This is a genomic window from Pseudomonas cichorii (genome assembly GCF_003700275.1).
Classification (GTDB): domain Bacteria; phylum Pseudomonadota; class Gammaproteobacteria; order Pseudomonadales; family Pseudomonadaceae; genus Aquipseudomonas; species Aquipseudomonas cichorii_B.
Genome location: NZ_RBRE01000091.1, coordinates 137,153 through 150,549 on the forward strand (window position 1 = coordinate 137,153; position 13,397 = coordinate 150,549).

Below are 13,397 nucleotides of genomic sequence, written 5' to 3' on the forward strand. Positions count from 1 at the left end.
TAGCTTGCGTGATCCTGATTGACAACAAGTGACCATACTGTAATTGGGTCACAATCGAATTCTGTTAGGCTCTGTACGAAAAGTCGGCGAGCGAAGGTCAGGCAAGGCAAAAACAGGCGAGGAACGGTCGGAGTCGCGCTCGACTTTACGAATTGTAAATGAGCATTCCGAACCTGTTTTTAACGCAGCATCACCGAGCATAGCCACTTTTCGTACAAAGCCTGATGAGAGCCTGTTCGCGAATGAATTCGCCCTCACCGATACGGGTTTGGGAGATTCATGAATAAGACTCATGACTTCATCCTGCTGCTGAGCTTAATGAACCCCGGACGATCCCCTATGATGCCTGAACAAACCCCGCTCCTGCCCTGAAAGGCTCCGGATGAATCAATCTGCACCTTATGTAATAGGCCTCATTCTGGCGGCCGGCCGCAGCAAGCGCTTTGCTGGCGACAAGCGTCAGGCATTGTTGCCCGATGGGCGCAATATGCTGCAAACCTGCATCGACACCAGCCGGCAAGCCTTTCCTGAAGTCTGGGTGGTATTGCGCGGCGATGACGACACGCAAGCTCTGGGGATCGCACACGATATCAAGATCGTACGCAGTGAGCAGGCCGATCTGGGCATGGGGCATAGCCTGGCCAGCGGCATCCAGGCCTTGATGCACACACCGGCCAGTGCGGTCGCAATCCTTCTCGCCGACATGCCATGGCTGCAAGCGAAGACCTTGCGCAACCTTGGGCAAATAGCCGATCCACAGCGCATGGCCTTGCCACTGCATGAAGGACAACGCGGGCACCCGGTCATCATCGGCCGCCAGTTCTGGCCAGAACTGCTGTCGCTCGAAGGCGATCAGGGCGCACGGGCACTGCTTGCCGCCAACCCTGAGCGTTGCGACGTCGTGCCAACAGATGATGCCGGCACCGTACGCGATGCCGATACGCCCGCTGCATTGCAACTCCAACGAAAAATTCAGGGAAGCCCACCATGAAGCATTTAGCCGCTGCGACCTTTCTTGCCTGCTCGATGGCCGAAGCCGGTCAGGACGCACCCAGGCCAGACCCCAAGCCTTCTGCGGATGTGCTGGCAGTCACGCCGCAACTATATAGCTACACCACAGACCTGTTGTTTGCCGAGGTCTGGAAACGCAAGGACCTTGCGCCACGCGACCGCAGCCTGATTACCCTTGCCTCTCTGCTGGCAGGCGGGCAGACGGCGCAGATGACCGGCCATATAAACCTGGGTCTGGACAACGACCTGAAACCCGCCGAGATCAGTGCCCTGATCACTCACCTTGCGTTCTACAGCGGCTGGCCCAACGCAATGTCAGCGGCAGCGGTGGCGAAAAAGGTATTTGCCGAAAGAGGCATCAGCGCCGAGCAGACCCAAGCCTCGAAAGAGCGACTGACCCTGGACAAGGACAGCGAGATCCAGCGTCGGCAACGGGTCGATGAAGCCGTCGGCAGCGTGGCACCGGATCTTGCCAATTACACCAACGACGTTCTGTTTGGCGACCTGTGGCGACATACCGACCTTACACCCCGGGACCGCAGCCTTGTCACTGTGGCAGCGCTCATCACCCAGAACCAGTCGGCGCAACTGCCTTTTCACCTGAACCGGGCCATGGATAACGGTCTGACCCAGGCTCAGGCTTCGGAAGTGGTCACGCACCTGGCCTTCTATGCCGGCTGGCCAAAAGCGATGTCGGCCGTACCGGTCCTCAAGGAAGTGATCGAGTCACGCAAGGGCTGAGCACCGGCAAGCACTGGCAGGGCTCAAAGCCCTGCCATCAGTTTCTCCTTGGTAATCGGCAGGCTGCGAATACGCTTGCCGGTGGCGTGATAAACCGCATTGGCCACTGCCGCCGCAAGCCCTGTCACACCGATTTCACCAATGCCACGCGCACCAAATTCGCTGAGGTTGTAATCCGGATAATCGAGCAAGGTGACGTCGATATCGGGCTGATCGGCATGCACCGGCACCACATACTCGGCGTAGTTGTTGTTGGCAGGCAGACCGTTGCGGGGGTCGTATTCTGCAGCCTCGAACAAGGCCATGCCGATGCCCATCACAATCGCACCCTCGACCTGATTGCGCGCAGCCAGTGGATTGACCACCTTGCCGACATCGATGGCACTCACCACTCGGGACACCCGCAGGTGAGAGATGCCCGGATCCCAGCGAACCTCGACAAAATGCACGCCAAAGGAGCGAAAGGAATACTGGTCGGCCTTGGCCATTTCGCTGTGATAATTGCCCTCGGCACGGGCCAGGCGTTGTTGCTCGAGAAGAGCGCTGAAACTCACACGTCGATCACCCTTTACCAACTGGCCGCTCTCTACCTCAAGCGTTTCGGCATCTTCGCCCGCAAACGGCGCGCCTTCTGCCACGGCATATTGCCGTAGCTTGCCCAGGGCCTCGCGAGTGGCACCGGCGATGGCCGGCATGATGCTCGCAGTCACCCATGAGCCGCCGGATACCGGGCCGGCAGGAAAGGCTGAGCTGCCCAGCTCGACTTCAATACGATCAAGAGGCAAACCGGTCAACTGGCTGATGGTCTGGGCCACGATGGTGTAGGTTCCCGTGCCGATATCCTGAAGTCCGCACTGGGCCAGAGCGCTGCCATCGGCACGAATGATCACCCGCGCTTCGGCCGGTACCTGGAAGGCCTCCCAGTTACAGGCGCCCATGCCGTAGCCGATGATTTCATCACCGTCACGCATCGAACCGATGGCGGCATTGCGGTTGTCCCAGCCAAAACGTTCGGCGGCCTGATCGATAGCTTCGGGCAAGTGATTGCTGGACCAGGGCAGATCGACGCTTTCATCCTTGCTGGCCAGGTTCAGCTTGCGAAAGGCAAGCGGGTCCATGCCCTGGGCCAGAGCCATTTCATCGATGGCCGATTCCAGTGCAAACAACCCCGGAGCGGCACCGGGTGCACGCATGGAAGTCGGCGTGCCGCGGTTGACCGGGCTGTTCTTGTGGCTGACCAGCACGTTCGGACAGGAATAAAGACTGCGGGTCACGCCGCCGCAGGTTTCGGTGTATGAATCGAGGGTCGATGTGCTGTTGCAGGACTCATGACGGATCGAAACCAGCTTCCCGGAATCATCGGTGGCCAGACGCAGACGCTGCCGGGTTTCGGGACGGTGCCCTACGGTAGTGAACATCTGCGCGCGGGGCAGCATCAGTTGCACGGGGCGGCCAGTGGCTTTCGCCGCCGCACAGGCCGCGATCGAATGCGGCCAGGGCCAGAGCTTCGAGCCAAAGCCAGAACCGATGAACGGGGCACGTACCTCTACCCGGTCAGGCGACAGGTCAAAGACATTGGCCAGCAGATTGCGATGGTTGACCACGCCCTGGCTGCTTTCGTAGAGATACAGTTTGCCTTCGTGCCAATAAGCCGTCGAAGCATGCATTTCCATGGGGTTGTGGGTTTCCACTGGCGTGGTGTAGGTCTGATCCACCTGCCTGGCCGCCGCGGCATAAGCTTCGTCCGGCTTGCCACGGGCATGCCCAGCGCCACCATCGCGCGAGCCATGCACGCGCAAGCCTTCACTCAGGCTCTTGATCGGCTCGGCAGCTTCATACTCGACCTGTACCCGATAGGCCGCCGCCCTTGCGTGCTCGAAACTGTCCGCCACCACCAGCGCCACGAATTGCCCGGGGTAATAAACCTGATCATCTTCAAAAGGCAGACGATGCTCGTCCGCCTTGCTCGCGGTCAGGATCGTGGCGAAGCTCATGGCCGCATCAGGCGTGCGATGCAGTCTGGGGAAATTGTTGTGATGCAGGACTTCCACGACTCCCTGCATGGCCCGGGCCTGATCGTCGTGAATGACGCGGATACGTCCGCTGGCAATGTTGCTGTAGACGCCATAGGCATAGAGCAGGCCGTCCATGGGATGATCGGCCGCATAACGCGCTGTGCCGCTGACCTTCTGCCGCCCGTCGATCCGACGTTGCGGGGTGCCGATGATGGATTCGCTCATGAGAACTCCTGGGCCGTAAGGTCACGAAGGTTGCGAATGATGACCTGTCGACCGAGCGGGATCTTGAAGGCGTTGTGCTCGTAGGCACGAGAGCCCGCCATGGCGCGTTCGGCCACCTGCTCGAAGGTCTGCGCAGTCGCCTGCTGACCGATCAGCACCTGCTCGGCGTCGACGGCACGCCACGGCTTGGTACCCACTCCGCCCAGGGCGATACGCGCATCGACGATTCGCGTTCCGTCCATGACCAGAATCACCGCGCTGGAAGCCAGGGCAAACTGATACGAAGTGCGATCACGCAACTTGAGATAGGAGGAACGACTGCCTTGCAGCGGCGCATCCAGAGTCACATGGGTGATCAGTTCATGAGCAGCCAGTGCATGTTCACGCCATGGCGTGTCACCGGGCAGCAGATGGAAGTCGGCAAAGCCGATTTCGCGCGTACCGGACGAATCCTGCACCGTCACCTGCGCACCAATCGCGGCCATCGCAACGCACATGTCCGAGGGGTGCGTGGCAATGCAATGTTCGCTGGTGCCCAGCACCGCATGCACACTGCGGTTCAGGCCACCAATGGCGGCACACCCAGAGCCGGGCTGACGCTTGTTGCACGCTGATACGCCGTCGCGAAAATAGTTGCAGCGTACCCGCTGCATGATGTTTCCGGCAGTCGTGGCCTTGTTGCGCAACTGGGTCGACGCGCCGGCCAGAAGCGCCTGCGACAGTAGCGGATAACGCTCGCGTATCAGCGCATGATTGGCAAGATCGGTATTGCTGACCAGTGCACCGACACGCACCCGGCCATCGGCCAGCAGCTCGACCTGCTTGAGGTCCAGACGATTGATGTCCACCAGTTGTTCTGGCTGCATGACGTCCAGCTTGACCAGATCCAGCAGCGTGGTGCCGCCGGCCAGATAGAAACGCTGGCCCTGCCCGGCAGCACTGAGGATGGCCTGGGCGGGCGAAGCTGCCCGCGCATAATCAAAGGTGCGCATCAGACCGCCCTCCCCATCTTTTCACGTGCGGACTGAACCGCCGCCAGGATGTTCTTGTAGGCACCGCAGCGACAGATATTGCCGCTCATGGCTTCTCTGACACTGGCATCGTCTGCCGCGATATTCGGGTCCTTGAGCAGGGCTACGGCACTCATGATCTGCCCCGAGGTGCAATAACCGCACTGATAAGCGTCATGCTCCCAGAAAGCCTCCTGAACCGGATGCAACTGACCATTTTCGGCCAGGCCTTCGATGGTGGTGATCTCGTCGCCTTCATGCTGCACGGCGATGGACAGGCAGGAGTTGATCGCCACTCCGTTGACCAGCAAGGTACAAGCGCCACATTGGCCGTGATCGCAGCCCTTCTTGGTCCCGCTCAACTGCAAACGGTCACGCAGGACGTCGAGCAGAATGGCGTTGGCCGGAACATTCATCGTGTGGAACTGGCCATTGACCTGCAGACGTATCCGTTGCTCGCCCGCACCCGGCGCATCGGTATCACTCACCACGGGCGCAGGCTGGGTCTGAGCTATCGCAGCCTGCGGCGGTATCCAGGTGGAAATCGTCGCTGCGGCGATACCGGATACACCGAACTTCAGGAAGTTACGTCTCGAAGGCTCTACCGCGTGCAGCGTATCTGCTTCTTCTTGTGCGTGTTCTTCATGCGTCTTGGTTCTGTTCATCAGGATCACCGTTTGGGCCTTGATAGCCCTTTGTAGCCGTCACTGTCATATCTGCGACGGGCATTTATTCAAGGTCAGCCGCCTTGCCATACTCTTGCTCGCTGACCTGTTGCATCCAGTCGACAACCTTGCCATCCAGGGTTTCGGCAATGGCAATGTGTGTCATACCGGTTGTCGCAGTCGCGCCATGCCAATGCCTGACATGAGGCGGTATCCATACCGTGTCGCCAGGTCGAATGCGCTTGATCGGCTTGCCCTCCTCCTGAACCAGCCCGGTACCGGCAGTCACGATCAGCGTCTGGCCCAGCGGATGGGTATGCCAGGCCGTGCGTGCGCCCGGCTCGAAGGTCACCGTGGCACCACTGACGCGGGCGTTGCCGGTGCCTTTGAAAGGTGCGTCTACACGCACCTGGCCGGTGAAGTAATCCGTCGGCCCCTTGACCGAAGGCTGGGAACCGTTTTGCGTGACAGTCAGAGTCGGGCTCGTCTCGCTATGAGCCTCGGCGGCCAGAAGTGAAAGTGAAAGCGCTGTTGCTGCAAGCTTTTTCAATTGCAGTCCTCCCTCGAGAACAGGATGAGCGCCCCGTTGAGACATGACGTTTTGCCGGACAGATAAGTGTTTAACTCACCCGAAGGTTGAAAGTTCAACCGTTCTGAAGGCAGCCGGGCGCAGAGCCAGGTCTCAAGTCATGGGGCAATGGAACCGAAGCCAGCAAAGGCTGGTGGTTTGTCCGGCACTGACAGGCAACAGGTGCGCGACAGGCGGAACATCAATGCCGCTACGTTCGAGCGGCACGGCTCAATCTAGCAATTGAAAACGCTGAGGATTAATCGCTGAAATCGACTAACGGCCATGAATCAGAATCATGAATGCATCAGGCCGATGCCGGGCGCTTGACCGTCACGATCAGGATGCCGCCGATAATTGCCATGATCCCGGCAATCAGCGGCAGGGTCAGTTGCTCGCCCATGAAGATCACCGACATCAACAGCCCTACCACCGGCACGCCGAGCATCGCTGTCGACATGCTGGTGCTTGAAAGCCACATGCTGGCGGCATTGACTGCGCAAAAGCAGAACGCCGTGGCCAGCGGGCCCATGAAAATCATGATCTCCCACAAGGTTCTGGAGCCATCGCCGGTGAACGGCCCTTCAATGAAGTAAGCCAGGGCGATCAAGGGCACGGTCGCCACCAGCATTTGCCAGGGCGCCAACTGGTAGGCACTGGTCGTGCTTCTGGAATAGCGCAGATGCAGGATGCACATGGCCCAGCAAAATGAAGCGGCCAACAGCATCAGGTTGGCTTTGACCAAGTCACCATTGTCCCAGTCCAGGGTCAATGGGTTGAACAGCACACAGACTCCCAGGCCGCCCAGCAGTGTTCCGATCAACTGGCGCGTGGAGAGCTTTTCCCGCAGGAACATGACCGCGATGGGCGTTACCCACAGCGGCGTGGTGTAGGCCAGCACGGCAGAGCGGCCAGCCGGAACCTGAGTCATGGCAATCGCGCCGAGCACAGTGAAAGTGAGCATTTGCAGCAGGCCGACACTCAGGATCAACGGCAGGTCCTGACGTGTGGGCAATCGCAGTTTTCCGGTCACTACCTGCAAGGCAAACAGGCAGGCTGCGCCGGAAGCAAAGCGCAAGGTGGAAAACCAGACCGGAGTGACATGCTCAAGGCCGGCCTTCATCACCGGCCAGTTGGCGCCCCAGATCAGGATCGCCATGATCAGCAGCAGCACGCCCTTGGCCTTGGGAGAAGTCACCAGACTTTGCGAATGGGCAGCTCCACTGGCCATCGTATTGTGCTTGCTTGCGTCCGGCATGTTCTTCCCCTCATGGAAGCGCGTTTCGAGGGAAAAATTTTACGTGGCGTACAGGGAGAAAGTTTCTCCCTTCTTGGCTATCAATTCAGCAAATCAAAGATGTAATCTCTGCAAAATTGAGATTTTGCAGAGGTTTATTCTTTTGAAAAAACTGGATCGAACCGATATCAGCATTCTGAACAGCCTGCAGCTGGACGCCGGCATCACCAATGCAGACCTGGGCCGCTCGGTAAACCTGTCACCCACGCCCTGCTTCAACCGGGTCAAGGCAATGGAAGAAGCGGGCCTGATCAAGGGTCAGGTGACCCTGCTCGATCCTCAGGTATTGGGCCTGCACCTCAATGTCTTCATCCATGTCAGCCTGGAAAAGCAGATCGAAGGCGCACTCAAGGTGTTCGAGCAGGCCGTAGCTGATCGTCCGGAAGTGATGGAGTGCTACCTGATGACCGGGGACGCCGATTACCTGTTGCGCATTCTGGTGGCCAATATCCAGGATCTGGAGCGATTCATTCTGGATCATCTGTCAAAGATTCCCGGCGTCGCAAACATTCGCTCCAGCTTTGCCTTAAAGCAGGTGCTTTACAAAACAGCCCTGCCACTGCCGCCCAACGGGCTGACACTTGCCGAGCCCAGGTAATCCTTATCGACGCTCACCGATCAGCCTCGCTGCAAGCTTCCAGAAAGGATCTTCAGGCCATAATGCAGCGCTAAACTTCAGGCCACACAGGCCGAAAACAACAGAGAGTGATGTCTGCTGACTACTCGAAGGGAGAAGAAATGCTGTTGAGCAACGGCTCGACTCCCTGCTTGAGCAGCCAAACCAGATACATTTTGTAATATTTAGCTTGCTATCAATTGCCGGAAAAGGTGCTCATTTTCCGGATTAAGGGTCGCAAAAAGCAGTTTCTGGATTACATCGGGCACGACAGCGTAGGCAGGATAAGGCTCTAGACCGTGATGGCACCTCGCACCCGAGGCTTACATTATGCGAAAATGCCACGTCATCGCCGACTTGGAGCGCTCGACAGAAAGTGGCAGCATGCGCGCGCTCGCCAGATCTGACGATGACGAGCTTATGACACGCAGGTCACCGGAGCATGTCGCGGCAGCCTTGATGACGGACAAAGGACACCACAGACGTGTCCATGCGCACCGACCCCGCGTCGGAGCTCCGTGAGGAAGCTGATGGGTATCGCTTGCATTGAGGCAGATGATTTTTTCTGCCTGCAAAGCCATACCAACAGAACTATGTGTCACTCAAGCCGCTGAAGCCAATGATGATAAGAAGTCAGCGCAGGAGGACATAGAAAGTGAGGTCTAAAGCGTTATTGTATTGGCCTTGTATGTCCACCTCTAGTCCTTGTGGGTGCGAGAGTTTGTCGCATACGACACACCCTGGCGTCCATGAGCTGCAGTAGAGGGCGGATGGCGTTAATCATATGGATCACAGTATGTTGAAAAAAGTGAACACGGCTCTACTGGGCCTGGCTATGTCGATGGGTCTCATGCCCTTGCATGCGGCTGAGGCAAAAAAGGTAGACGTTCTGCTCATCGGGGGGGGAATCATGAGTTCGACCCTGGGCATCTGGCTCAATGAGCTGGAGCCGGGCTGGTCGATCGAAATGGTTGAGCGTCTTGACGGTGTCGCCCAGGAAAGCTCGAACGGCTGGAACAACGCCGGTACTGGTCACTCTGCTCTGGCCGAGCTGAACTACACGCCAGAAAAAGACGGCAAGATCGATGTCACCAAGGCCATCGAAATCAACGAGTCCTTCCAGATCTCCCGTCAGTTCTGGGCATGGCAGGTCAAGAACGGCGTGTTGAAAAACCCGCGTTCGTTCATCAACTACACACCGCACATGAGCTTCCTGTGGGGCGACAAGAACATTGCGTTCCTGAAAAAGCGCTATGATGCCTTGAAGGTCAACCCGCTGTTCAGCGCCATGCAGTACTCCGAAGATCAGGAACAGATCAAGAAGTGGGTTCCGCTGATGATGGAAGGGCGTGACCCGAACCAGAAAATCGCGGCTACCTGGACTCCGATCGGTACTGACGTGAACTTCGGCGAAATCACTCGCCAGTTCGTCGGCCACCTGAAAAACCAGCCTAACTTCAATCTGCAACTGTCGAGCGAAGTCGAAGACATCAAGCGTAATGCCGATGGCTCGTGGCGCGTTTCGTACAAGAACCTGAAAGACGGCAAGGAAACCGAAACCGACGCCAAGTTCGTGTTCATCGGCGCTGGCGGCGGTGCCCTGCACCTGCTGCAGAAGTCGGGCATTCCTGAAGCCAAGGAATACGGTGCCTTCCCTGTTGGCGGCTCGTTCCTCGTGACCGAAAACCCACAGATCGCTGACATGCACATGGCCAAGGCCTATGGCCAGGCTTCGGTTGGCGCACCTCCGATGTCGGTTCCGCACCTGGACACCCGTGTCCTGGACGGCAAGCGCGTCATCCTGTTTGGCCCATTCGCGACCTTCTCCACGAAGTTCCTGAAACAAGGCTCTTACCTGGACCTGCTGACCAGCACCACCACGCACAACATCTGGCCAATGACCAAAGTCGGCATCAAAGAGTACCCGCTGGTCGAGTACCTTGCCGGTCAGCTCATGCAGTCGGATGACGATCGCTTCGCGGCCCTGAAGGAATACTTCCCTAACGCCAAGAAAGAAGACTGGCGTCTGTGGCAAGCAGGCCAGCGCGTACAGATCATCAAGCGTGACGAAGAGAAAGGCGGCGTCCTGAAACTGGGTACCGAGATTGTCAGCTCCAAGGACAACAGCCTTGCCGGCCTGCTGGGCGCATCGCCAGGTGCATCCACCGCAGCTCCGATCATGCTGGGCGTCCTGGAAAAGATCTTCAAGGACAAGGTTGCAACCCCTGCCTGGCAGGAAAAGCTGCACCAGATCATCCCGAGCTACGGCACCAAGCTGAACGACCATCCTGAGATGGTTGCCAAGGAATGGGCTTACACCAGCGAAGTTCTGCAACTGCCAGCGCCACCAGCTGTTGGCGCTGCAGCACCCGCAGCAGCGGCTCCGGCGGCCACTCCCGCCAAGCCACGCGAAAGCAACGCAGCGACTGACATGGCGCTGTAATGCCAAAGCCCCATCAAACCTGGTTTGATGGGGCTTTTTCTTGAAGCAGAGAAAAATACCGCGTTACCGCACTGCCCTCCTTCCTCGCAACATTCCTACTTCGCAAACAACTGGCTCATGTCCTTGAACGCCTTGAACTCCAGCGCATTCGCGCAAGGATCAAGCAGAAACATGGTCGCCTGCTCACCCACCTGCCCCTTGAAGCGAATGTAAGGTTCGATCACGAAACGGGTCTCGAACGACTTCAAACGTTCGGCCAAAGCCTCCCACTGCTCCCACTGCAGCACGATGCCAAAGTGCGGAACGGGCACATCATGACCGTCCACCGGATTGCTGTGAGCACTTTCCTGCACAGCGTTCTTGGGCGCTTCGTGAATCACCAGTTGATGGCCGTAGAAATTGAAATCGACCCAATGCTCACTGGAACGACCCTCCTCCAGGCCAAATACCTGGCCGTAAAAGGCGCGCGCAGCCGCAAGGTCGTAGACGGGGATCGCAAGGTGAAAGGGGGAAAGACTCATCGGCAAACTCCAGGCTTTTGGTTTTATCAGCAGAGAGACGGATGCTCGCTGCCGCTTGAATGCTGGAGAAATCATAGAAGCCGCGACCCACTAATAAAATCAATATATATTTCTCAGATTCACAAAAGAGATTTATCAATGATTCGCGAACTGAAGACCCTGGTCGCCGTCGCCCAGGAAGGCACCTTTGCCGCAGCCGGCAACCGGATCGGCCTCACCCAGGCCGCAGTAAGCGCACAAATGCAGCGCCTGGAAGCCGAACTTGGCTTTCAGTTGTTCGAGCGCAAGGGCCGCTCGGCACATCTCAACAGAATGGGGCATCAAACCCTTCTGCAAGCCCAGGAACTGATCCGCCTGTACAACAACCTTGGCTCGACCGCACCGGGCCAGCCCGAAAGCGTACTGCTCAACATCGGTGCAATTGCTTCGGTGCAGCGCTCGTTGCTGCCCGACGCACTGGCAGCCTTCCACCGCCAATGGCCGCAATGCCGCACTCGCGTGATACCCGGCGTATCCATGCAACTGCTCAACCTGGTGGATGCCGGCGAGATTGACATGGCCGCCATCATCCGTCCGCCATTCGCCCTGCAAAGCGACCTGCGCTGGACTGCCCTGGCCAGCGAACCCTATCGCCTGATCGTGCCGAGCGAGCTACCCGGCGATGACTGGGTCGAACTGCTCTCCACCCAGCCGCTGATCCGCTACGACCGCAGCTCTTTCGGTGGAAGACAGGTCGACCGCTTCCTGCGCCAGATGCACTTCACCTTGCGCGAAACCTGCGAGCTGGACGAACTGGAAGCCATCATCAAGCTGGTCGCCAATGGCGTTGGCGTCGCACTGGTGCCACAGACCGCCGACCACCGGCAATGGCCAGCCGAAGTGCGCGCCCTGGAACTGGGGGCGCATACCTTTCATCGTGACGTAGGGCTGGTGCATCGGGCCGGGGAGCAGTTGAGCGAGCCGGTGAGGATGTTGATCGGACTGGTTGAGGGACGGGTTCAGGAGAGATGATGGCGGGTAGTGTTGCCTTGTAAATGGTGTTGCAGTCGCACCAATCACTGGGCGACTGCAACCTTCACACTTGAAGCCTCAACCGCGAGGCGGGCATGGAAGACCGTCGTCGCAAGCGGTATTGATGCGTAAACCACTGCTCAGCCGGCCTGCAACCTGCATGGGCACGGCCCTGGAGTCCTTGCCACCGACTTTAACTGCGTCCTGAGCCACGGTATACGCCCCCTGCTTCGCAGATACGGGCTGCAGGCTGTCGGCAGCGAAGGCCATGCCTTGCAGACCGATAACGGCAACCGTTGTCACGACAAGCTTTTTCAATACGGACTTACCTGTTACTCCGCTCATGATGCTTCCTCTTGAGAGTAAAAATATCGAGTGAATGCGAGTAAGGCTTTGATCACTTGCTGGCAGAGCTGCCTGCCGGGGGAGAATGTATCGCCTTTATTAGTTCAAGTGATACAGGGCAATACATGAATAAAACTTAACTTGATTATTGGTAAAAAACCCTAAAAAGCATCAAAGCAAGAAAAACCATTAATCCGGTTTCACAGCGTCTACAGCAACTCAATCTCGACCCATGCATTTATGCTACACCGTCACCAAACGGCAACATATGACAGCTAAGCTGAAGCTTGAGAGCATCATTACTTGCAGCATAAAGCCAGGACATAATTATAAATCCATGTAAAGCCCGAAAGCCTTGAATAACACACTCACCATCGAGACATACATAGTACGGGTGTTCTATTGGAAAATCCCCAGGGACACGTTCAGCATTGTTTATAAAATCCGCCTCTCGAAAGAGCTGAAAATCAAATGCCGGGAGTGGCGATTCAGATGATTATCGGAGCAGTCAACGATGACTTCAGGCAGGACATTCACTTTCCGGGCAATACTTCTTGCGATTCTGCCGCTGACAACCTGGGCAGAATCAACACTGCTCTCGGGTTACGCACGAGACTCTGTAAGCCCCGTCCAGCTTTCGCGTACCGCAGAGGACCGGTTGAAGATTCAATATTCGATGCCGCCAGAAAGCCTGTTCCATTCACCGGGTATCGACTTCAGGATCGAAGGCGAAGTCCTACGCATTGCCATCCGCCGGTGCAACATCAAGGAAACCTGTAATGTCATGGCAAAGGCTGTGATACCGCCTGCCGAGGCATGGCGGCCGGAAGTCACGATCCATTATGGCGGCCAGAAAGTGATCATGATGTACGCCGATGGAGAAGAGCAGGTCTATCCCTGAACTCATTGAACACTAACCGCCGAAGAGG

13 protein-coding genes are annotated in these 13,397 nt (G+C 57.6%); 6 read left to right on the forward strand and 7 right to left on the reverse strand.

The window, feature by feature from the left end:
* Nucleotides 1-382 precede the first annotated feature (382 nt).
* Both ALQ04_RS24655 and ALQ04_RS24660 read left to right on the forward strand, forming a co-directional pair.
* Nucleotides 383-991, forward strand: coding sequence for a nucleotidyltransferase family protein (locus tag ALQ04_RS24655; protein ID WP_122318434.1), 609 nt, complete (start codon nucleotides 383-385; stop codon nucleotides 989-991).
* The gene (locus ALQ04_RS24660; RefSeq protein WP_122318436.1) at nucleotides 988-1,752 is read left to right on the forward strand and encodes a carboxymuconolactone decarboxylase family protein; all 765 of its coding nucleotides are present in this window, start codon (nucleotides 988-990) and stop codon (nucleotides 1,750-1,752) included. Before ALQ04_RS24655 ends, ALQ04_RS24660 begins: the two co-directional genes overlap by 4 nt.
* 23 nt (nucleotides 1,753-1,775) lie before the next feature.
* Here the strand turns inward: ALQ04_RS24660 and ALQ04_RS24665 are convergent, their stop codons facing one another.
* The 5 genes from ALQ04_RS24665 to ALQ04_RS24685 form a co-directional block, all read right to left on the reverse strand.
* Nucleotides 1,776-3,992 carry a xanthine dehydrogenase family protein molybdopterin-binding subunit gene (locus ALQ04_RS24665; RefSeq protein ID WP_122318437.1) on the reverse strand — a complete coding sequence of 739 codons (2,217 nt, stop codon included), beginning with the start codon at nucleotides 3,990-3,992 and terminating at the stop codon, nucleotides 1,776-1,778.
* On the reverse strand, nucleotides 3,989-4,984 hold the full coding sequence (locus ALQ04_RS24670) for a xanthine dehydrogenase family protein subunit M (RefSeq protein ID WP_122318439.1): 996 nt from the start codon (nucleotides 4,982-4,984) through the stop codon (nucleotides 3,989-3,991). Before ALQ04_RS24670 ends, ALQ04_RS24665 begins: the two co-directional genes overlap by 4 nt.
* On the reverse strand, nucleotides 4,984-5,667 hold the full coding sequence (locus ALQ04_RS24675; protein WP_122318483.1) for a (2Fe-2S)-binding protein: 684 nt from the start codon (nucleotides 5,665-5,667) through the stop codon (nucleotides 4,984-4,986). Before ALQ04_RS24675 ends, ALQ04_RS24670 begins: the two co-directional genes overlap by 1 nt.
* A gap of 64 nt (nucleotides 5,668-5,731) precedes the next feature.
* Nucleotides 5,732-6,217, reverse strand: coding sequence for a cupin domain-containing protein (locus tag ALQ04_RS24680; protein ID WP_122318441.1), 486 nt, complete (start codon nucleotides 6,215-6,217; stop codon nucleotides 5,732-5,734).
* 325 nt (nucleotides 6,218-6,542) lie between these two features.
* Entirely contained in the window at nucleotides 6,543-7,493 is a 951-nt protein-coding gene (locus ALQ04_RS24685; RefSeq protein WP_221033419.1) for a DMT family transporter, read from the reverse strand.
* A 142-nt stretch (nucleotides 7,494-7,635) separates the two neighbouring features.
* Between ALQ04_RS24685 and ALQ04_RS24690 the strand changes: the two genes are divergently transcribed.
* Both ALQ04_RS24690 and mqo read left to right on the forward strand, forming a co-directional pair.
* Nucleotides 7,636-8,130 (forward strand): Lrp/AsnC family transcriptional regulator, encoded by a 495-nt coding sequence (locus ALQ04_RS24690; RefSeq protein WP_122318443.1) that lies wholly within the window; start codon nucleotides 7,636-7,638, stop codon nucleotides 8,128-8,130.
* 814 nt (nucleotides 8,131-8,944) lie between these two features.
* Nucleotides 8,945-10,591 (forward strand): malate dehydrogenase (quinone), encoded by a 1,647-nt coding sequence (gene mqo, locus ALQ04_RS24695; RefSeq protein WP_122318485.1) that lies wholly within the window; start codon nucleotides 8,945-8,947, stop codon nucleotides 10,589-10,591.
* A gap of 95 nt (nucleotides 10,592-10,686) precedes the next feature.
* On the opposite strand, the gene ALQ04_RS24700 is transcribed toward mqo, so the two are convergent.
* Complete coding sequence (locus ALQ04_RS24700; protein ID WP_122318444.1) at nucleotides 10,687-11,112, reverse strand: VOC family protein; 426 nt, start codon at nucleotides 11,110-11,112, stop codon at nucleotides 10,687-10,689.
* Nucleotides 11,113-11,250: 138 nt separating this feature from the next.
* Between ALQ04_RS24700 and ALQ04_RS24705 the strand changes: the two genes are divergently transcribed.
* Nucleotides 11,251-12,123 carry a LysR family transcriptional regulator gene (locus ALQ04_RS24705; protein ID WP_122318446.1) on the forward strand — a complete coding sequence of 291 codons (873 nt, stop codon included), beginning with the start codon at nucleotides 11,251-11,253 and terminating at the stop codon, nucleotides 12,121-12,123.
* 78 nt (nucleotides 12,124-12,201) lie between these two features.
* On the opposite strand, the gene ALQ04_RS24710 is transcribed toward ALQ04_RS24705, so the two are convergent.
* The gene (locus tag ALQ04_RS24710; protein WP_409077291.1) at nucleotides 12,202-12,468 is read right to left on the reverse strand and encodes a hypothetical protein; all 267 of its coding nucleotides are present in this window, start codon (nucleotides 12,466-12,468) and stop codon (nucleotides 12,202-12,204) included.
* 514 nt (nucleotides 12,469-12,982) lie between these two features.
* Here ALQ04_RS24710 and ALQ04_RS24715 point away from each other — a divergent pair.
* Nucleotides 12,983-13,369, forward strand: a complete 387-nt coding sequence (locus ALQ04_RS24715) for a hypothetical protein (protein WP_221033420.1) — start codon at nucleotides 12,983-12,985, stop codon at nucleotides 13,367-13,369.
* Nucleotides 13,370-13,397: the final 28 nt, after the last annotated feature.

Bases quoted from the DNA above. Each gene is read 5' to 3' on its own strand.
- ALQ04_RS24655 (WP_122318434.1), top strand. From the start codon at position 383: ATGAATCAATCTGCACCTTATGTAATAGGCCTCATTCTGGCGGCCGGC.
- ALQ04_RS24660 (WP_122318436.1), top strand. From the start codon at position 988: ATGAAGCATTTAGCCGCTGCGACCTTTCTTGCCTGCTCGATGGCCGAA.
- ALQ04_RS24665 (WP_122318437.1), bottom strand. From the start codon at position 3,992: ATGAGCGAATCCATCATCGGCACCCCGCAACGTCGGATCGACGGGCGG.
- ALQ04_RS24670 (WP_122318439.1), bottom strand. From the start codon at position 4,984: ATGCGCACCTTTGATTATGCGCGGGCAGCTTCGCCCGCCCAGGCCATC.
- ALQ04_RS24675 (WP_122318483.1), bottom strand. From the start codon at position 5,667: ATGAACAGAACCAAGACGCATGAAGAACACGCACAAGAAGAAGCAGAT.
- ALQ04_RS24685 (WP_221033419.1), bottom strand. From the start codon at position 7,493: ATGCCGGACGCAAGCAAGCACAATACGATGGCCAGTGGAGCTGCCCAT.
- mqo (WP_122318485.1), top strand. From the start codon at position 8,945: ATGTTGAAAAAAGTGAACACGGCTCTACTGGGCCTGGCTATGTCGATG.
- ALQ04_RS24700 (WP_122318444.1), bottom strand. From the start codon at position 11,112: ATGAGTCTTTCCCCCTTTCACCTTGCGATCCCCGTCTACGACCTTGCG.
- ALQ04_RS24705 (WP_122318446.1), top strand. From the start codon at position 11,251: ATGATTCGCGAACTGAAGACCCTGGTCGCCGTCGCCCAGGAAGGCACC.
- ALQ04_RS24710 (WP_409077291.1), bottom strand. From the start codon at position 12,468: ATGAGCGGAGTAACAGGTAAGTCCGTATTGAAAAAGCTTGTCGTGACA.
- ALQ04_RS24715 (WP_221033420.1), top strand. From the start codon at position 12,983: ATGACTTCAGGCAGGACATTCACTTTCCGGGCAATACTTCTTGCGATT.